We start from the raw sequence: 19,070 nt of genomic DNA on the forward strand, positions 1-19,070 counted from the left end.
GTCTGGTGCCGCCTGATGGGCCGTGCGGTCGATCCGGCCGACCCGGGCCAGGGCACGATCTGGATCATCGACGACTTCAGCGACCGCAAGCAGCGCGAGACGCTGCTGCGCGACGCGCGCACCGCGGCCGAGGATGCGGTGCGGCTGAAGGCGGAGTTCCTTGCCAACATGAGCCACGAGATCCGCACGCCGATGAACGGCATCATGGGCATGACGCGCCTGACGCTGGACACCGAGCTCGACGAGACGCAACGCGAGAACCTGCTCATCGTGCAGGACTCGGCCGATGCCTTGCTGCGGCTGCTCGACGACATCCTCGACTTCTCCAAGATGGAAGCCGGCAAGCTGCAGCTCGCACCGGCCGATTTCGACCTGCGCGCGCGCCTCGCGGCGACGCTCGAGACGCTGATGCCGATGGCCTCGGCCAAGGGCCTGGAGCTCGTGCTCGACGTCGCGCCCGACGTGCCCGAGTCCGTCTGCGGCGATGCGGGCCGCCTGATGCAGGTGGTGACCAACCTGTGCGGCAACGCGATCAAGTTCACGGTCCAGGGCCACGTCGCCTGCCGTGTCGACCTGCGCCACGCCGAGGCAGGCGCCGTGACGCTGGGCTTCGAGGTGGTCGACTCCGGCATCGGCATCGCGAAGGAGGCGCAAGAGCGCATCTTCGAATCGTTCGTCCAGGCCGACAGCGCCGTCACGCGCCAGTACGGGGGCACCGGCCTCGGCCTGGCCATCTGCACGCAGATCGTGCACCTCATGCAGGGCGAGATCGGCGTGGACAGCGAGCCCGGCGTCGGCACGACCTTCCGTTTCACCGCGGCCTTCGACGGCCACTCGGCGCCGCCCGCACTCACCGCGCAAGAGGCGGCCGCGCTGTCGGGCCGCTCGGTGCTGCTGGTACAGGGCAACGCCGTGGCCGCGCAGGCCAGCGAACGCCTGCTGCGCGCATGGGGCGTCCAGGCCCTCGTCCTTCCGGCACGGGCCGCCGCGCTGGCCGCGGCACGCCTGGCGGCGCGGCATGGCGTGGCCTACCCGGCGCTGCTGATCGACGCGCCCCTGTGGTGTGCGAGCGACGCGGCCGCCGGCGATGGCCGTGCCGACCTGCCGGCGGCCACCCGCGTCATCCTGCTGGGCGAACCCCCGGCCGGCGCGGTGCCGGACGATGCGCCCGATCCGCCGGCCGCGGTGCGCAAGCCGTTGCGCGGCACCGACCTGTGCCGCGCGATCCTGGTCGCCTTCGGCGCCGTTGCCGCACCGGGGCGCGAGGCGCGCCGGCCGGCGTTGTCGGGGATGACGCGCGTGCTGAACGTGCTGGTCGCGGAAGACCATCCCATCAACCAGAAGCTCGCGCGCCGCATCCTGGAGCGCCGCGGCCACCATGCGACCGTGGTCGCCGATGGCGCGCAGGCGGTCGATGCGGTGGCCGCACAGGCCTTCGACGTGGTGCTGATGGACGTGCAGATGCCGGTGCTGGACGGCATCGCGGCCACCGAGGCGATCCGCCGTGCCGAGGCGTCGTCCGGCGCGCGCCGCATCCCGATCGTCGCGTTGACGGCGCACGCCCTCAAGGGCGAGCGCGAGCGGCTGCTGGCCAGGGGGATGGACGACTACCTGTCGAAGCCGTTCGACCCCGACGAACTGGTGCGCGTGGTCGAACGCCAAGGACCGTCCCCGCTCGCCGGCGGGCCGGAGCCGGCCGACACCGCCGTGGCCGTGGCGGCGATGCAAGCCGCGGCGGCTCCCGCCGATGCGGTCTACGACCAGGTGAAGGCGCTGGCCGGCGCGCTGGGCGACGTCGCATTCCTCGACGAGATGGCGCAGGCGCTGGCCGCCGACCTGCCCGCCAACCTGCGCGAGCTGGCCACGCTGGTGCACGGTGGCGACATGGCGGGCGCCGCGCGCGCCGCCCACCGGCTCAAGGGCGCCGTGGCCAATTTCCATGCGGGCGCCTCGGTGCGGGCGGCGGTCCGGCTGGAGGCGGCCTGCGGTGCGGCCGACCGGGCCGGCGCGGATGCCGCGCTCGCGGAACTGGCGGCCGAGGCGGACCGGTTGCTGCGCGCGCTCGCGAACGGCTCAACACAGGAGATCGAATGAAGATCCTCATTGCCGACGACGAGCCCGTCTCGCGCATGCGCCTGGCGCATGCGCTGCGGTCGTGGGGCTACGACGTGATGTCGGCGCAAGACGGCGACGATGCCTGGCGCCAGCTGAAGGGCTGCGAGGAGCCGATGCTGCTCGTCATCGACTGGGTGATGCCCGGCCTCGACGGCGTGGAGCTGTGCCGCCGGGTGCGGGCCGATCCCGAGATGCGGTTCCACCACATCATCGTGCTGACCTCGCGATCGGGCATGGAGGACGTGGTGACGGCGATCGACGCCGGCGCGGACGACTTCATCGCCAAGCCTTACCACCCGGACGAGATGAAGGTGCGCGTCGGCGCCGGCATCCGCATCCTGCGGCTGCAGCAGGAACTGCGCGTGAAGGCCAGCCACGACGAACTCACCGGCGTGCTGAACCGGCGCATCGTGATGGAGCTGCTGGACCGCGAGATCGAGCGCGCCCACCGCGACGGGCAGCCGCTGGCGGTCGGCATGCTGGACATCGACCATTTCAAGGCCGTCAACGACCGCCTGGGCCACCTCGCGGGCGACGCGGTCCTGGTGCAGGTGGCCCGGCGCGTGTCCGACTCGGTGCGCCGGGGCGACCTGACCGGCCGCTATGGGGGCGAGGAGTTCCTGCTGGTGCTGCCCGGCTGCACCCTGGCGACCGCGGCCGTGGTGGCCGAGCGCACGCGCCTTGCCGTGTCGACGCTGGCGGCCGCCACGCCCAAGGGATCGGTCTGCGTGACCGTCAGCATGGGGTTCGCGGTCTCGATGCCCGACCGTCCGCTCGGGCGCGATGACCTGGTGGAGGCTGCGGATCGCGCGCTGTACCGCGCCAAGGCGGGCGGGCGCAACAGGGTCGAGATCGCGACGCCGCTGGAGGCCGGGGAGGGCGAGGGGCAGCCGGGCTGAGGGCCCCGGCGTCGATCCCGGCTCAGAACCACGCCACCGGCAGGTTCAGCCCGACCGACTGCATCAGCTGCTGGCGCTGCACCTGCAGCTCGGGCGTCGGGGCGCGCCAGCGGCGGTAGGTGTGCAGGAAGTCGACCACGATGGTCGTGTCGTTGGCCGCCGTCGAGCTGCCGCGGCGCACGCCCGGGTTCACGTAGTCCTTGTGCACGATCGCGCCGCCGCCCTCGTAGTACTGCGGCGTCGCCTTCTGGCACACCGAMAGCAGGAAATCCCAGTCTTCCTGCGATTCGAGGTGCGGGTCGACGCTGCAGCCCTCGAGTGCCAGGCGGTGGAAGACGAGCGCGTTGTTCGGGATGAAGTTCTTCACGTGCAGCGATTCGACCGCCTGGCCGGCGAGGTTCGCGCGGTTGCGCGAGAGCACCGGGTGCGGGTCCTTCGAGCGGTCCTCGGTCAGCACGTCGAAATCGGAATACAGCACCCTGGCGCCGGGCTGCGTGGCGATGTGCGCGTGCGCGTGCTGCAGGTGGCCGGGCGCGAAGGCGTCGTCGTCGTCGAGGAACACCACCCATTCGCCGCGCGCGAGCTGCATGCCCAGGTTGCGGCTCTCGGCCGGGCCGTGCCGGCCGCCGCGCTTGACGAGCACGTCCTGCGCGCGCAGCAGCTCGGCGCAGACGCTGGCGGTGCCGCCGTCGAATGCGTCGGCCACGACGATGACCTCGAAATCCTGCCAGGTCTGCGCGTGCAGCGACCGCAGGTTGCGCGCGAGCAGCGCCGGGCGCAGGTGGGTGGTGGTGATGACGCTGAAGAAGGGCGGTCGCGACATGGGGAGGACTCCATCGGGGCGCATCTTGCGCATGAACGATGGCGGCATCCTAGGGAGCGGTCGAGCACCGGTCGGCCCGAATAACGGCCCAAAGCGAGGGCGTCTGAACCATATGGTAGGGATGTACCGGGACCGATGTCAGCGTGCTGCGGGCACCTGCTGCAAGGCCCGCGCGATGCGGTGCCGCGCCACCGTCGGCCTGGGCATCCGCACGTCGAACCAACTGCGCACGTCGGCGTCCAGCCCGATGCCGTGCATGTAGTTGTAGATCGCCTTCTTCAGCGCGCGGCCCATCGCGTCGTGGTCGGTGCCGGTGGGGTCGACGAAGCCGACGTCGTTCTTCGCGAAGCGGCCCTCGGGCAGGGGTTGCAGCGTGATGCCGTACTCGTCGGGCTGCTTGCCGACCGGCGAATGCACGGTGCAGGCGAAGCGGTGGAAGAAGCCGCTGCTGATGCAGCCTTCCTCGAACAGCTGGCGCACGTACTCCAGCGCGTCGACGGTGTCCTGCTCGTTCTGCGTCGGGAAGCCGTACATCAGGTAGGCGTGCACCAGGATGCCGGCGTCCGAGAAAGCCTGCGTCACGCGCGCCACCTGCTCGACCGACACGCCTTTCTTCATCAGCTTGAGCAGCCGGTCGGAGGCCACCTCGAGCCCGCCCGAGATCGCGATGCAGCCGCTGGCGGCCAGCTCTTCGCACAGTTCGCGGTCGAAGGTCTTCTCGAAGCGCACGTTGCCCCACCACGAGATCTCGACCTTGCGGCGCTGCAGCTCGGCGGCCAGCGCCCGCAAGGCCTTCGGCGGTGCGGCTTCGTCGACGAAATGGAAGCCGGTCTGCCCGGTTTCCTGCACGATGGCCTCGATGCGGTCGACCAGCGTTGCCGACGACGCCTGCTCGAAGCGCGCGATGTAGTCGAGGCTGACGTCGCAGAAGCTGCATTTCTTCCAGTAGCAGCCGTGCGCCACGGTCAGCTTGTTCCAGCGGCCGTCGCTCCACAGCCGGTTCATCGGGTTCAGCATGTCCAGCAGCGACAGGTAGCGGTCGAGCGGCAGGCCATCCCAGGTGGGCGTGCCGGTCTGGTCGAACGGCACGTCGGGCTCGGCGAAGCTGTTCATGTAGCGCACCTCGCCCGAGCTCGCGTCGCGCACGAAGCTGCGCACCAGCCGCTGCTGCGAGCGCCGGCCCTGCAGGTGCTCGATCAGCGCGAGCAGCGGGCGTTCGCCGGCGTCCAGCGTGACGACGTCGACGAAGTCGAACAGCCGCGGCTCCGACAGCTCGCGCAGCTCGGTGTTGACGAAGCCGCCGCCGAGCGCGATGGCCACCTGCGGATGCCGTGCCTTCACCGCCTGCGCGATGCGCAGCGCGGCATACATCGAGCCGGGGAAGGGCACCGACAGCAGCAGCAGGCGCGGGTGGTGCCGCTCGACGGCGGCGAGTGCCAGCGCGGCCAGGCGTTCGTCCACCAGGTTGGGCGCGGCGGCCAGCGCCGTGGCCAGCGGGTCGAAATCGGCCTGGCTGGCGGCCAGTTGCTCGGCATAGCGCACGAACTCGAAGCGGCCGTCGATGGCATCGCGCAGCACGTCGGCCAGGTCGTTGAGGTACAGCGTGGCGAGGTGGCGGGCGCGGTCCTGCAGGCCCAGCGCGCCGAAGGCCCAGGCGAGCGGGTCGCCGCCCTCGTCGTCGACGTAGACGTCGAGCGAGCGGAAGCGCGGGCCTTCGGGCAGCCAGCCGCGGCCGGCGATGCGGTGCGCGAGCGTCGCGTCGCGGCCCTGCAGGAAGCGGATGCACGGGGCGATGGTCGCGTGGTAGCGCTCGAACTGGGCGAGGAAGTTCGTGACCTGCTCCGAACGCGCGGCTTCGGGCATCGCCGCGGCGCGGCTGCGGATCTGCGCGAGCCCATCGGGCGACATCAGGTCCAGCACCAGCGCGAGCGCCAGGTCTTCCTGCACCGCGGCGATGCCGCGCGAGCGCAGGAAGCCGGTGAGGTAGGCCGTGGAGGGGTACGGCGTGTTGAGCTGCGTCATCGGCGGGATCACGGCCAGCACGCGAAAATCGTCGATGGACATGACGGGGACCAAGGGCGTCGGGGCGCGCCGGGCGTTGCACGGCCTGCATTATCGGCGATGCACCCGCCGGGCCGCGGGCCGTCGTCGCGCGATGCGAAAAGACCGCACGGCGAAAGCCGGTTTGCCGAAGATTGGCGGCGCTCGAACCCGTATGCTCCGTCGCTCCCAGTCACCGAGCCGCAGGAGACCCGCCATGGATGTCGACAAGCAGGTCAAGGTCTACGGATTCGCCGTCTTCGATGTACAGGCAGGCGCCATGAGGCCTTCCCGGTTCAAGGCGCCGCGCGAGCTGATCGCGACGCGCTTCAACGGCGAGGTGCTGGAAGGCACCGCCGAGTTCGTCGATGCCGACGCGCTGGACGAGGACGGTCGCTACCGCCGCGTCGCGACGGCCTGGGGCGAATTGACCTGACGATCCCGGATCGGCATCCGGGCTGCAGGCGGCGGCGCGCGACCGCCGGCACGCCGAGGCCGGCCAGCAGCAGCGCGATCGTCGACGGCTCGGGCACGGCGGCCGCGATCGATTCCACCTTGACGACCCTGTCGTTGTAGTCGAAGTCGCTGCCGTCCTCGTACGCGAAGGCCCGGTTGTTGGTGGCGCCATCCTGGTAGGCGAGCACGCGGTCCCGGCGCAGCCCGGCGTTCAGGCTGTCGGCGGTGAAACAGGTCGGCCCGCTCGCACCGACCTTGAAGTAGAAGCCGAACGAAGCCGGATTGATCAGCGCATGGCTCCAGAAACCGCAGTTGATCTCTTCGCCGCATTCAAGCTTCGCGCCGCGCGCGCTTCGGCCCCGTCACGCGCTGCATCCAGCGCGGTGCCCGCTTCGTCAGCCCCGCCATCACGTCGAAGGTGCCGCCGACCCCCATCGCGAACGGCACGCGCATCGCGCGCTGCCAGCGCGCGAGGAACTCCTCCTTGCGCGGCGAGTTGATCGCGACGAACAGGATGTCCGGGCGCGCCGCGGCGACCGCGTCGACCACCGCCGGTTCTTCGTCGGTCTGCCAGTAGCCGTTGCGGCGCCCGGCGATCGAGAGCCTCGGGTGCGCCGCCTGCGCGCGCCGAGATCACGAACAGCCCGAGGAAGCCGCCGCGCGAGAAGGTCATCAGCACCGTGATGCCGAACAGCGCCGCGCAGCGAGAACAGCGTCCACGCGAGCGCGCTGTTGAGCAGCAGGCTGATCTCATTGGCATGCATGCCCAGGCCGCACAGCACGGCGGCGGCGACCAACCCGGGCAGCAGGTAGCGACGCGGGTGCGGCGCATCGCGGAAAACCATCGCGACCAGCACGCAGAACAGCACCTGGAACATCGGCCGCATGAAGGCATCGCGCAGGTAGCCGCCGCCGTCCTCGAAGGCAGCATGCCCAGCAGCGCGGCCGCGCCCAGCGCCGCCAGCAGCACGCCGGTGGCCGGCGCCTGGCGGCGCAGCACAGTGGCGGACGGGAGGGGGAGGGAGGGCAGCTGCATTGCCGGACGGCGGGGCGTGATGGCGAAATGTGGTGGGCGCGTGTGGCAGCGGCGTGAAGGCCACCGTTTCATCGGCCGTGGCCTGGGCCGCGCGACGGAAATCGGTGACTTTGCGCTTGCGCGAAACCGTCGATGTAGGACATGACTTGACTCCGCTTGGGTCGAGCGGTCGACGCACCCGCCTGAGGGCGGCGCCTCGGACCTCGACGACGAACGGAAGCAAGCAGATCTGACACTGTCTGCCCGGTGGTGCCGAACCCGCTATGTGCGGTGGCGCATGGAAAGGGCGTTGGACAGGGCGTATGGTTCTTGCTTTACGTCGACCTGTCCGCTGTGGCCGGGTGAGGCGCACATCATGGTGGGGAACCGAAGTTCATGGCCAACTGGACCATACGGCACCGCATTCTCGCCAGCTTCGCCGCCGTGTTGGCGCTGATGATCGTCATGGGCGTCGTCGCCTACGCCTGCCTCGCGCGCGTCGCACAGGACGCGACCGTCATTCAGAAGGAGGCCCTGCCCGGCATGTTGCACAGCGGCCAGCTCATGGCCGCCTGGAAAGAGAACTTCGCGTTGACCCAGGAGCAAGTGCTCGAGACGGAAGGATCCGAGGTTCGCAGGGTCGAGTCGCTGCTGCGTGCCAACCGTGCAAGGCTGGACAACCTGACCAGGAGCTACGAGGGCACCATCTTCTCGGCCGCGGATCGCGAGAACTACGAGGCGTTCAAGAGCCTTCACGCTGCCGATGCCTACCTGCTCACGCAGGAGGACATCCTGAAGCTGAGCGCGGCCAACAAGAACGACCAGGCCCGGTCGCTGCTGCACAGCCAGCTCGATCCGCAGTTCGAAAAGGTCCGCGCCGCCGTGCAATCCGTCGTCGACTACAACATGACGGATGCCGTGGAGGCAGGCCGGCAGATCATGAAATCGGTAGCCACAGCCAACATTGCCATCGTGGTCAGTCTCGCTGCGGCCCTGTTGCTGGGGCTGGCGCTGGGCCATGTGCTGCTGCAATCGATCACCCGGCCGCTGGGCCGCTTGCTCACCGCCACCGATGCGATCAGCACCGGTGACCTGACTCAGCGGATGAACCTGGAGCGGCGCGACGAGTTCGGCACACTGGCGCAGGGGTTCAATCGGATGACCGAGCAACTGACGGTCTTGTTTGGCCAGGTCCGGCAGTCTGGCATCCAGGTCAACACCTCGGCGACCGAAATCGCCGCGACGTCCAAGGAGCAACAGGCCACCGCCAGCGAAATCGCCGCGACGACCACCGAGATCGGCGCCACGTCCAAGGAAATCTCCGCCACCTCGCGCGAGCTGGTGAAGACGATGAGCGAGGTGTCGCAGGTCGTCGAGGAGACCGCCCTGCTTGCGGGCGGCGGGCAGGAAGGTCTGCAGCGCATGACCGAGACCATGCACAACGTGATGGGGGCCGTCGGGGTGGTCGACGCCAAGCTCGCGGTACTGAGCGACAAGGCCGGCAACATCAACCAGGTCGTCATCGCCATCACCAAGGTGGCCGACCAAACCAACCTGCTGTCGCTGAACGCGGCCATCGAGGCCGAGAAGGCCGGCGAATACGGGCGTGGCTTCGGCGTGGTTGCCACGGAGATCCGCCGGCTCGCCGACCAAACCGCCATCGCAACCTACGACATCGAGCAGATGGTCAAGGAAATGCAGTCCGCGGTGTCGGCCGGCGTGATGGGCATGGACAAGTTCTCCGAAGAGGTGCGCCGCGGCATGCAGGAGGTGCAGCAGGTTGGCGCGCAGCTGTCGCAGATCATCGCGCAGGTGCAGGCGTTGGCGCCGCGTTTCGAGGCAGTCAATGAAGGCGTGCAGGCGCAGGCGACCGGCGCCGAGCAGATCAGCCAGGCGCTGACACAGTTGAGCGAAGCCGCCCAGCAGACCGTCGACTCGCTGCGCCAGTCGGGGCAGGCGATCGATGGCTTGCACCAGGCCGCCGGCGGGCTTCGCAGCGGCGTCTCGCGCTTCAAACTGGTGGAGGCTTGAGGAGCGAGGGCCAGCCGGATGCTATTCCTCCTCTTTCAGCTGGGCGGTGAACGCTACGCGCTCGATGTGGGTCAGGTCGTCGCCGTGCTGCCTCGGCTCGGCGTGAAGGCCATCCCCCACGCGCCGTCGTCGGTGGCCGGCCTGTGCCAATACCGCGGCGGCCCGGTGCCGGTCATCGACCTGAGCGAACTCACGCTCGGCCGCCCGTCGGCGAACCGCCTGAGCACGCGCATCGTGCTCGTGCAGTTCCCCGAGCCCGTCGGCGGGCCGCACCTGCTCGGCCTGCTGGCCGAAAGGGCGACGGAAACGCTGCGTCGCGACCCGGAGGACTTCGTTGCGGCCGGCGTCAGCGTCGACGCGGCGTCCTACCTCGGCCGGGTGACTGCCGACGCGCGCGGACTGATCCAGCGCATCGAGGTGCAGCGTTTGCTGCCACCGTCGCTGCGTGCGCTGTTGTTCGACGAGGCCGCGGCAGCGTGATGGACACCGCCCGTTTCGAGCACTTGTTGAAGCAGACGATGGGCCTGGACGCGGCCTCCATCGGCTCGGCGTCCGTCGAGCGCGCGGTGCAGGAGCGGCTGTCGGCCTGCGGGCTGGCAGACGCGCAGGCGTATTGGGAGCGGCTCAGCGGCTCGGGCACCGAATTGCAGGAACTCATCGAGTCGGTGGTCGTGCCGGAAACCTGGTTCTTCCGCGACCCAGCGTCCTTCGTGGCGCTGACGCGCCTGCTCCGCGATGCGGGGTCGCCCCGCCAGGCACAGGGCGTGCTGCGCTTGCTGAGCGTGCCGTGCTCCACGGGAGAGGAGCCCTATTCGATGGCCATGGCGCTGCTCGACGCCGGCTTCCCGGCAAGCGCGCTGCGCATCGATGCCGTCGACATCAGCAACCGCGCGCTGGCGAGAGCGCAAGGTGCGGTGTACGGCCGCAATTCGTTCCGTGGCAACGACCTGGCTTTCCGCGATCGCCTCTTCGTCGCGACCGCAGGCGGACACAGCCCGGTCGACACGGTGCGCCGGTTGGTGCAATTTCGGCACGGCAACCTGCTGGACGGCCTGGCTGCCGGGGCGGACCTCTACGACGTCATCTTCTGCCGCAACGTGTTGATCTACTTCGACCGCGCAACGCAGGACCGCGCCCTCGCGGTATTGGGCCGGCTGCTCACGCCGCGAGGCTGGTTGTTCGTCGGCCCGTCGGAGACGGCCCTGCTGTCGGACCACGGATTCATCTCCGCGAAGCTTCCGCTCGCGTTCGCCTTCCGCAAGGGGCCGGTGCCCGGCAGCGTCGTCAAGTTGCGTGCCACCCCTGCGCCATCCAAGCCCGTCCGCGCGCCAGCGTTGGCGGTCCCGCAGCCTGCTCGGCCCCGAGCGGCGCCGCCCGCTGCCGCGCCGCGGGCGTCTGCACGGACCGATGCGGCGACGGGCATCGACCGCGCACGGCGCCTTGCCGACCAGGGTCACCTCGCCGAGGCCGCGGCGCACTGCGAAGCGCATCTGCGCGAGCACGGTCCCACGGCCGAGGCGTTCAACCTGCTCGGCCTGGTGCGCGATGCGAGCGGCAAGCCGGACGATGCTGCCGACCAGTACCGCAAGGCCCTCTACCTGGACCCGAATCTCCACGAGGCACTGACCCACCTCGCGCTGTTGCTGCAAAAGCAGGGCGACGCGGCCGGCGCGCAGCGCTTGCAGCGGCGGGCCAGCCGGCTGCAGCAAGGCGGCGAGGCCTGACATGCATGCCGCGTCAATCGTCGCTGTCGGCCCGGCGCACATGGCCATCGACGATTGCTGGAACCGCATCGGCGTGCGCGGCGATGGCTCTTGCCCGGAATTGAAGCAGCACGTGCACTGCAGCCACTGTCCGGTCCATGCCGCCGCCGCGCTGGCCCTGCTGGATCGAGAGGCGCCGCCCGACTACCTCGCCGATTGCACCCGCCACATGGCACACGCTCCCGAGGCACGACAGGCCGATGCGGGCTCGGTGGTCATCTTTCGCATCGGCACGGAATGGCTGGCCTTGCCGACACCGGTGTTCCAGGAGGTCGCCGCGTTGCCGGCGATTCATTCGCTGCCGAACCGCCGCGACGGCGTCGTGCAGGGTGTTGCCAACGTGCGCGGCGAACTGCTGGTCTGCGTCTCGCTCGGCAGCGTGCTTGCCCTGGTCGGCATGGCCCAGGCGGCCGAGACCGGGCACACACGGCAACGCCTCGCATCACGGCGCCTGGTGGTGATCGGCCTCGACGGCCAGCGTCTTGGCTTCACGGTAGATGAAATGCGAGGCATTCAGCGCTTCGATCCGAGCACGCTGCAGGCGGTGCCCACCACCGTCGCCCGCGCGACCGCGACCTATTCCAAGGCGATCCTGACTTGGGAACAGCGCGCCGTCGGCCTTCTCGACGAACAACTGCTGTTCTACACACTCGAGCGGAGCCTGGCTTGAGCAGCGAAGATCTCAGCGAACTGTCGATGCTGGAGCTGTTCCGCATCGAAGTGGAGAACCACACGCCCTTGCTGACGGCGGGACTGCTGGCCCTGGAGCGAGACCCGGAAGCGGCCGACCAACTCGAGGCCTGCATGCGCGCGGCCCATTCGCTCAAAGGTGCCGCCAGCATCGTCGGCCTCGGCACCGCGGTGCGCGTGGCCCACGCGATGGAAGACTGCTTCGTCGCCGCACAGGAAAAGCGGCTGCGATTGCGCCAGAGCCACATCGACCCGCTGCTCGGCGGCGTGGATCTGCTCGCACGCCTGGCTCGAACCTCGGGGACGGAGCACGCTGGCGAGTCTCAAGTGCAGGCCTTCGTCGAGGCACTGACACGCGCAATGCAGGCCGATGGCGAAGACGGCCCGACGCCGAACGCGGCTGTGCCGGCGCCGGCAACCGACGTGCTGCCGACCGCCCACGCGGTCCTGGCCGCGCGCGACACCTCGGACCGCGTCGTGCGCGTCACCGCCGACAGCCTGAACCGGTTGCTCGGTTTGGCCGGCGAATCGCTGGTGGCCGCTCGCTGGCTCAAGCCCTTCGCCAGCTCGCTGCTGCGGCTCAAGAGGCTGCAGCACGAGGCCGTGCAAAGGCTCGATGCCATGCGCGACGAGGGGCCGGCAGCGACCGTGGAAGAGCGATCGCGGACCGCGCTGCACGAGATCAGGCGCCGCTTGCTCGAGTGCGAGCAGCTGTTGGCGCAGGGGCTGGTCGACCTGGAGCCCTTCGAGCGGCGCTCGGCCGATCTGTCGCGTCGGCTGTACGACGAAGCGGTGGCCTGTCGCCTGCGACCGTTCGCCGACGGTGTTCAGTCCACGCCGCGCATGCTGCGCGATCTCGGCCGCTCGCTCGGCAAGCAGGTCCGGCTCGACATCGTCGGTGCCGCGACGCCAGTGGACCGTGACATGCTCGAGAGGCTGGACGCACCGCTGGGTCACCTGCTGCGCAACGCGCTCGACCATGGCATCGAATCGCCCGAGCAGCGCCGCGCCGTGGGCAAACCTGCGGAAGGCGTCGTGCGGCTGGAAGCACGTCACAGCGCAGGGACGCTGCAGATCACCGTGTCCGACGACGGTCGCGGCATCGCACTCGACGCACTGCGCCGCGCCGTGGTCGAGCGCCATCACGCGAAGGCCGAGCTCGCGGTCGGTCTGTCGGAGTCCGAGTTGCTGGAGTTCCTTTTCCTGCCGGGGTTCACGCTCAGCCAGCGCGTGACCGAAGTGTCCGGGCGCGGCGTCGGGCTCGACGTCGTGCAGGACATGGTGAAACAGGTGCGTGGCAGCGTTCGCGTGTCGACGCAGGCCGGCCTCGGGACACGCTTTCAACTGCAAGTGCCGCTCACGCTGTCGGTGGTGCGCACCTTGCTCGTGGACGTCGGCGGCGAGCCCTACGCCTTCCCGTTGGTGCGCATCTTTCGCGTCCTGAAACTCGCTGCGCAGCAAGTCGAGCTCCTCGAGGGACGGCAGCACATCGAAGTCGACGGGCGACGCGTCGGCCTCGTCACCGCGCACCAGATCCTGCAAGCGGGCGAGCCGAAGGCAGCGGGTGGTGACTTGTCAGTCATCGTCGTCGGCGACCACGAGGACATCTACGGCCTGGTGGTGGACCGCTTCCTCGGCGAATGCGAGCTCGTGGTACAGGCGCTCGACCCGCGCCTGGGCAAGGTCAAGGACGTCAGCGCCGGTGCGCTGATGGAGGATGGATCGCCGGTGCTCATCATCGACATCGATGACATGATGCGTTCGGTCCAGAAGCTCATCGCGTCGGGCCACCTGAGCCAGGCGTCACCGAGAACCGACGCAGCCGACACCAAGAGGCGCAAGCGCGTGCTGGTGGTCGACGACTCGCTGACGGTGCGGGAACTCGAACGCAAGCTATTTGCGCAGCACGGCTACGACGTCGAAGTCGCTGTCGATGGCATGGACGGCTGGAACGCCGTGCGCACCGGCCACTTCGACCTGCTGGTGACCGACATCGACATGCCACGAATGGATGGCATCGAGCTGGCGACGCTGGTCAAGAAGGATCCGAACTTGAAGTCGCTCCCGGTGATGATCATGTCGTACAAGGATCGCGCCGACGACCGCAGGCGCGGGCTGGAGGCCGGGGCCGACCACTACCTGACCAAGGGCAGCTTTCACGACGAGACGCTGCTGCAGGCGGCCATCGACCTGATCGGCGAGGCCGTCGCATGAAGATCGCCATCGTCAACGACCTGGCCATGGCGGTGGAGGCCTTGCGGCGCGTGCTGGCGTTGCGGCCGGAACACCACGTCATCTGGGTGGCCGAGAACGGCGCGCAGGCGGTGCAGCGCTGCGCCGAGTTGCGGCCCGACCTCGTGCTGATGGACCTGCTGATGCCGGTGATGGACGGCGTCGAAGCCACGCGCCGAATCATGGCCGAGACACCGTGCGCCATCCTGCTCGTCACCGCCAACATGGGTATCAACACCGCTCGCATCTTCGATGCGATGGGCCACGGTGCACTCGATGTCGTCGATACGCCGGCGCTGGCCGGCAGTGACCTGCGTGCGGGCGCCGCGCCCCTGCTGGCCAAGATCGAAATCATCGGCAAGCTGATCGGCGACAGCGCCCCGGTCAGCGCCATTGTCGCCCGGGCTGCGGCGGCCTCGCGCGGGACCCGTCCACAGCAATTGGTCGCGATCGGCGCATCCGCGGGTGGGCCGGCGGCGCTGGCCACGCTGCTGCGCGGTCTGCCGGCGGACTTCCCTGCCGCCGTGGTCATCGTCCAACATGTGGACGAGCAGTTCGCCGCCGGCATGGCGGAGTGGCTCGGACAGCATTCGGTGCTGCCGGTCCGGGTCGCTCGGGAGGGTGATCGGCCGACCCGCGGCGCGGTGCTTCTCGCCGCCACCAACGACCATCTGCGGCTCGTGACGAGTGAGCGACTTGCGTACACGCCCATCCCGCAGGAGTATGTCTACCGCCCGTCGGTCGACGTGTTCTTCCACAGTGCATGTGCCCTGTGGCCGGGCCACATCGTCGGCGTGCTGCTGACCGGCATGGGGCGCGACGGCGCGCTCGGTTTGAAGGCATTGCGCGACCAGGGGCACCACACCATCGCGCAGGACCAGGCGAGTTGCGCCGTCTATGGCATGCCGAGGGCCGCTGCAGTGCTGGGCGCCGCAGTGGACGTCTTGCCCATCGACGCGATCGCGCCTCGATTGCGCGCTGTGCTTTCCATCAAACCAAGACCAGGGGGCCATGATGATCAACCTTGAAACGAAGAACCCCGATGCGCCGACGCCATTGGCGGCGAAGGACTACCCCGTCATGGTGCTGTTGGTCGACGACCAGGCGATGGTCGGGGAGGCCGTGCGCCGCACACTGCTGAACCAGCCGGGCATCGATTTCCACTATTGCTCCGATCCGGCGAAGGCGATCATGGTGGCCGAGCAGATCCGGCCGACGGTGATCCTGCAGGACCTGGTCATGCCCGGCATCGACGGCTTGACGCTGGTTCGCCGATACCGCGCAAGTTCGGCCACCAGCGAGATTCCGATCGTGGTGCTGTCGACCACCGAAGACCCAGCCGTGAAGGGCGATGCGTTCGCAGCCGGCGCCAACGACTATCTCGTCAAGCTGCCGAGCCAGATCGAGCTGGTCGCGCGCATCCGCTACCACTCCAAGTCGTACTCGAACCAGCTGCAGCGCGACGAAGCCTACCGGGCTCTGCGCGAGAGCCAGCAACAACTGACGGAGAAGAACATCGAGCTGGAGCGATTGACCCACCTCGACGGACTCACCGAGATCTGCAACAGGCGTCATTTCAACGAGCATATCCAGCTGGAATGGAGCCGGTCGCTGCGCGACCAAAGCCCGCTTTCCGTGTTGATGATCGATATCGACGACTTCAAGCAGTACAACGACACCTACGGCCATCTGAGTGGAGACGAGGCCTTGAAGCAGGTGGCAAGCACCTTGCAGCTGAATGCCAACCGGTCGACCGATCTCGTCGCCCGCTACGGTGGCGAGGAGTTCGCACTGATCATGACGACCACACCCCTGACCGGAGCCAGCTTCATGGCTGAAAAACTTCGCGAGGCCGTGCGGGCCCTTCAACTGGTGCATGGCGGTTCGACGGTGGCCCGGCACCTTACCGTGAGCGTCGGCGGCGCCTCGACGATCCCCGAACGCGGCGGCTCATCCCTTCAGCTCATCGAAGCCGCGGACAAGGCCCTCTACGAAGCCAAGCGATCCGGAAAGGACCGCGAGGTGATGCGTGAGTACCATCGTTGATGGACCCACCCCGCGCCGCTCGCTTCCCGAGCTCGCCGCTGGCGACACCGTGCTGCTGCGTCGTGGCAGCATGCCGCGCTTCCTGGTCCCGCCGGGCCAGACGGGCCGCCCCGCGTTCCACCCCGATCACGCAGCACCTGGAGCGGTTGCTGGCGCGCGGCGCGCGCTTCGTCGCCTGCCATGCCGACATGAACCACTTCAAGCCGTTCAACGACCAGCAAGGCTACGGGCGCGGCGACGAGATGATCCGGCTGGCGGCCCGGCTGGCGCTGACGCACTGCGACCCGCAGCAGGATGTCGTCGGGCCCGTGGGCGGCGACGACTTCAGCATCCGGCCTGACGGCCGCGTCCGGTTTACACCCCTGCAACACCCTCGTTGCAGCGCTGTCCCGGCGGCAGCCCCCCGCCGCTGTAACCCCCCGCTGTAAACCCCCTGCGGCCTGATTTGCAAAGTGCTTTACGAATCAGGCACTTGCCGCGTGGCATGGGCATTGCGATTCGTCCTTGACCGGTGCGTCCGTGCGCTGCCGGCGAGAGGAGACGACATGCTGACGATCGAGCAGGGTTCCCATGCGGCCAGGGTGTCGGTGCGCGCGCAGGCCGCGGGCGTGCCGCGCATCACGCCGATCCATGATCCGGTGGACAAGCGCCACAGCGACCTCAGCTTCAGCATCGACACGGGCGGACGACCGAGCTACCGCGTGCTGGTCGCGCGCGACCGCACGCTGTTCGCACCCGAGCAGGCCGGCGCACGCAATGCGTCGAACTTCTACGACAGCCAGCGCGAAGGCCTGCAGCATGACGACGGCCCGCCGTGCTTCTACCTCGTGCCGCGCAGCGTGCTGCACGCGATGCTGCCGGCACCGCGGCTCTTCTACACGGTGATCGCCTACGACGACCGCAACGGCACCACCGCCGTCTACGCGACCGCGCCGGAGAAGCTCGCGAGCGAGGCGCCGTCGGTCGTGCTGGCCAGCGACCTCGTCGGCAGCCTGTCGCTGATGTTCGGCACTTCAGTCACGCGGCTGACGCGCGTCGGCGCCAGCCTCGCGTTCGGCTTCGCCGAAGACGAGCCCGGCGAAGACCGCGACGCGTCGCCGCCCGATTCGACCGGCCTCGCGGCCGACGACGATTGGGGCGAGGACCGCGCCGGCGAGGCGGCCGCCTGCGATGCCGACGAGATCGCGCCCGAGGACGAACTCGACCACGCCGCCGCGTTCGACGCCGGCGGCGACGAGGGGTATGACGACGGCTACGCGGAGGGCGCGCAATCGCTGGCCGAGGACGACGCCCGTCCGCCGGTGCTCGAAGGCGCCGAGGCCGCCGCCGCGTTCGAGGACGCCGCACCCGACGCCGGTGTCGACGACATCTGGGGCGGCGCGGCGGGGTTGTCGGCGGACGACGACGGCTACGACGACGGCTTCGGCAAGTCCGAGCCGGCGGCGCAAGCCTATGAAGAGGTCGGCGAGGATCGCGAGCCGGTGCTCGAAGGGGCGCAGTCCTACGGCGTCGACGAGGTCCACGCGTTCGATGCGCCCGCGCGCGACCCCGTGCCCGAGATGCTCCCCGACGAGGATGCCGACGGCGCCCATGCCGCGCAGGCCGGCGAGCGTGACGACGACGAGGTCGAGGTGGAAGCGGCGCCGCGGCCGGTGCTGGCGCAGGCCCATGCCGATTCGTACGGCGACGACTACAGTGATGAGGACGGTAGCGACAGCGCGCAGTCCTATGCCGCCGCTCCCAATGTCGCCGCGCCATCGCCCGGTGCCACGCGCCAGCCGTTCGACATCGACGCCTGCAAGGCGATCCTCGCGCGCATCGCGCCGTTCGAGTCGGGCACCGACGGCTTCGCCCGAACGATCGAGGACGGCGAATTCGCCGGTCGTTTCGGCAGCAGCCACCCGGCGCACCAGCGCTTTCACCTGGGCCTGACCTTCGGCGCGTTCCCGTTCGTGCAGGAGCAGGGCACGCTGGGCCAGCTGCTCGCGCTGATGCGCGAGCGCGACCGCGCGAGCTTCGACGCCAACTTCCCCGACGCCGACCAGCTGATCGCCGTGACCACGGCGGCCGACGGCCCGCGCGCCTGGGAGTCGCCCGACGGCCTGTCGGCGCGGCTGCGCCCGGTCGCCGGCAAGCCGCTGTGGCAGGAGCCGTGGCTCGCCCGCTTCAAGCGCGCAGCCGCCCATCCGCCGTTCCAGGGTGCCCAGAACGAACTGGCAGCGCGCCTCTACGTGCAACCGGTGCTGCAGGTCGCGCAGCAGATCGGCCTCGACTCCGAGCAAGGCCTGACCCTGCTGATCGACCGTGCCGTGCAGATGGGCGCGCCGGCCGCGCTGGCCTGGGTGCTCGAGGCGGCGACGCCGGTCGAGACGCCGGCGCTGCGCCAGCGCGCGCTCGCCAGCCTCGGCCAGGCCGACCTCGCCGCGTTCCAGCGCGCCGCGCGGTTGCCGGTCACGGGCCTGTGGGATGTCGCCACGCACGCGGCGCTGATTGCCGCGCTGCGCTCCAGCCCCAACAGCCCGACGCCGGTGCTCAGCGGCAACGAGATCGTCGCGGCGATGCTGCGCCACGCGCAAGGCATGCCCTGGGCCGAACGCATGGCCCGGCTGCGCGACGCGACCTCGACCACCCGGCTGTTCCAGCTCTGAGCGACGGAGGCAGCCGCCATGCGCGCCGATCTGTCCTCCTCCAGCATTCCCGGCAACGGCCATGAGGTCGCCGCCGTGCGCCAGCTGGGCCAGGTGCTGCAGCAGGCCCCGTCGTACCACGCGCTCGCGCCCGACGCGCGCCGCGAGCTCGACCGCTCGCTGAGCCAGATCCAGCGCCTGCTCGACAGCGGCGGCAACGGCCTGGGCCTGGCCCGCCAGATGGCGCCCGACCTGCGCGCGCAGCTGTCGCCCGGCGGCGCGGGCGCGCCCACGCCGGCACCGACTTCCGGCTTCGCGCCGAGCGGTGGCCTG

General features: G+C 69.6%; 16 protein-coding genes and 2 pseudogenes. 14 read left to right on the top strand and 4 right to left on the bottom strand.

All coding sequences use genetic code 11. From position 1 onward, the window contains the following. Both AC1DYN_RS26695 and AC1DYN_RS26700 read left to right on the top strand, forming a co-directional pair. Nucleotides 1-2,094: hybrid sensor histidine kinase/response regulator (locus tag AC1DYN_RS26695; protein ID WP_477964753.1), on the top strand; the 2,094-nt coding region annotated here is incomplete at its 5' end. Continuing rightward, complete coding sequence (locus AC1DYN_RS26700) at nt 2,091-3,014, top strand: GGDEF domain-containing response regulator (protein ID WP_477964755.1); 924 nt, start codon at nt 2,091-2,093, stop codon at nt 3,012-3,014. The genes AC1DYN_RS26695 and AC1DYN_RS26700, both read left to right, overlap by 4 nt. A gap of 22 nt (nt 3,015-3,036) precedes the next feature. On the opposite strand, the gene AC1DYN_RS26705 is transcribed toward AC1DYN_RS26700, so the two are convergent. Together AC1DYN_RS26705 and AC1DYN_RS26710 are read right to left on the bottom strand one after the other, a co-directional pair. Then, nucleotides 3,037-3,837 carry a glycosyltransferase family 2 protein gene (locus tag AC1DYN_RS26705; protein WP_477964757.1) on the bottom strand — a complete coding sequence of 267 codons (801 nt, stop codon included), beginning with the start codon at nt 3,835-3,837 and terminating at the stop codon, nt 3,037-3,039. Between the two features lie 138 nt (nt 3,838-3,975). Then, entirely contained in the window at nt 3,976-5,901 is a 1,926-nt protein-coding gene (locus AC1DYN_RS26710; RefSeq protein ID WP_477964759.1) for a B12-binding domain-containing radical SAM protein, read from the bottom strand. 193 nt (nt 5,902-6,094) lie between these two features. Between AC1DYN_RS26710 and AC1DYN_RS26715 the strand changes: the two genes are divergently transcribed. After that, on the top strand, nt 6,095-6,313 hold the full coding sequence (locus AC1DYN_RS26715; protein WP_477964761.1) for a hypothetical protein: 219 nt from the start codon (nt 6,095-6,097) through the stop codon (nt 6,311-6,313). Here the strand turns inward: AC1DYN_RS26715 and AC1DYN_RS26720 are convergent. Further along, nucleotides 6,207-6,521 (bottom strand): PEP-CTERM sorting domain-containing protein, encoded by a 315-nt coding sequence (locus tag AC1DYN_RS26720; protein ID WP_477964763.1) that lies wholly within the window; start codon nt 6,519-6,521, stop codon nt 6,207-6,209. The genes AC1DYN_RS26715 and AC1DYN_RS26720 overlap by 107 nt on opposite strands. Nucleotides 6,522-6,663: 142 nt before the next feature. Continuing rightward, a pseudogene (locus AC1DYN_RS26725) lies at nt 6,664-6,951 on the bottom strand (WecB/TagA/CpsF family glycosyltransferase); the annotation flags it as partial. A 65-nt stretch (nt 6,952-7,016) separates the two neighbouring features. Here AC1DYN_RS26725 and AC1DYN_RS26730 point away from each other — a divergent pair. The 11 genes and pseudogenes from AC1DYN_RS26730 to AC1DYN_RS26780 form a co-directional block, all read left to right on the top strand. Beyond that, the gene (locus AC1DYN_RS26730) at nt 7,017-7,514 is read left to right on the top strand and encodes a hypothetical protein (RefSeq protein WP_477964765.1); all 498 of its coding nucleotides are present in this window, start codon (nt 7,017-7,019) and stop codon (nt 7,512-7,514) included. A 230-nt stretch (nt 7,515-7,744) separates the two neighbouring features. Beyond that, nucleotides 7,745-9,379 (top strand): methyl-accepting chemotaxis protein, encoded by a 1,635-nt coding sequence (locus tag AC1DYN_RS26735; protein WP_477964767.1) that lies wholly within the window; start codon nt 7,745-7,747, stop codon nt 9,377-9,379. Between the two features lie 18 nt (nt 9,380-9,397). After that, nucleotides 9,398-9,859, top strand: a complete 462-nt coding sequence (locus AC1DYN_RS26740) for a chemotaxis protein CheW (protein WP_477964769.1) — start codon at nt 9,398-9,400, stop codon at nt 9,857-9,859. Continuing rightward, on the top strand, nt 9,859-11,103 hold the full coding sequence (locus AC1DYN_RS26745) for a CheR family methyltransferase (RefSeq protein ID WP_477964771.1): 1,245 nt from the start codon (nt 9,859-9,861) through the stop codon (nt 11,101-11,103). Before AC1DYN_RS26740 ends, AC1DYN_RS26745 begins: the two co-directional genes overlap by 1 nt. Before the next feature lies 1 nt (nt 11,104). Further along, nucleotides 11,105-11,812, top strand: coding sequence for a chemotaxis protein CheW (locus AC1DYN_RS26750; RefSeq protein WP_477964773.1), 708 nt, complete (start codon nt 11,105-11,107; stop codon nt 11,810-11,812). After that, the gene (locus AC1DYN_RS26755) at nt 11,809-14,046 is read left to right on the top strand and encodes a hybrid sensor histidine kinase/response regulator (protein WP_477964775.1); all 2,238 of its coding nucleotides are present in this window, start codon (nt 11,809-11,811) and stop codon (nt 14,044-14,046) included. The genes AC1DYN_RS26750 and AC1DYN_RS26755 overlap by 4 nt, the downstream gene beginning before the upstream one ends. Further along, nucleotides 14,043-15,092: a chemotaxis response regulator protein-glutamate methylesterase gene (locus tag AC1DYN_RS26760; RefSeq protein ID WP_477964777.1), complete on the top strand. Its 1,050-nt coding sequence runs from the start codon at nt 14,043-14,045 to the stop codon at nt 15,090-15,092. The genes AC1DYN_RS26755 and AC1DYN_RS26760 overlap by 4 nt, the downstream gene beginning before the upstream one ends. Further along, the gene (locus AC1DYN_RS26765; RefSeq protein WP_477964779.1) at nt 15,076-16,110 is read left to right on the top strand and encodes a diguanylate cyclase domain-containing protein; all 1,035 of its coding nucleotides are present in this window, start codon (nt 15,076-15,078) and stop codon (nt 16,108-16,110) included. Before AC1DYN_RS26760 ends, AC1DYN_RS26765 begins: the two co-directional genes overlap by 17 nt. 110 nt (nt 16,111-16,220) lie before the next feature. Beyond that, nucleotides 16,221-16,442 (top strand): annotated as a pseudogene (locus AC1DYN_RS26770) (diguanylate cyclase domain-containing protein); the annotation flags it as partial. Between the two features lie 213 nt (nt 16,443-16,655). Then, a complete protein-coding gene (locus AC1DYN_RS26775; protein WP_477964781.1) occupies nt 16,656-18,758 on the top strand; it encodes a lysozyme family protein in 2,103 nt (700 codons plus the stop codon). Between the two features lie 18 nt (nt 18,759-18,776). Then, the coding region (locus AC1DYN_RS26780; RefSeq protein WP_477964783.1) for a hypothetical protein at nt 18,777-19,070 on the top strand (294 nt) is incomplete at its 3' end.

It is taken from the genome of Rhizobacter sp. P2_D12, assembly GCF_056404395.1.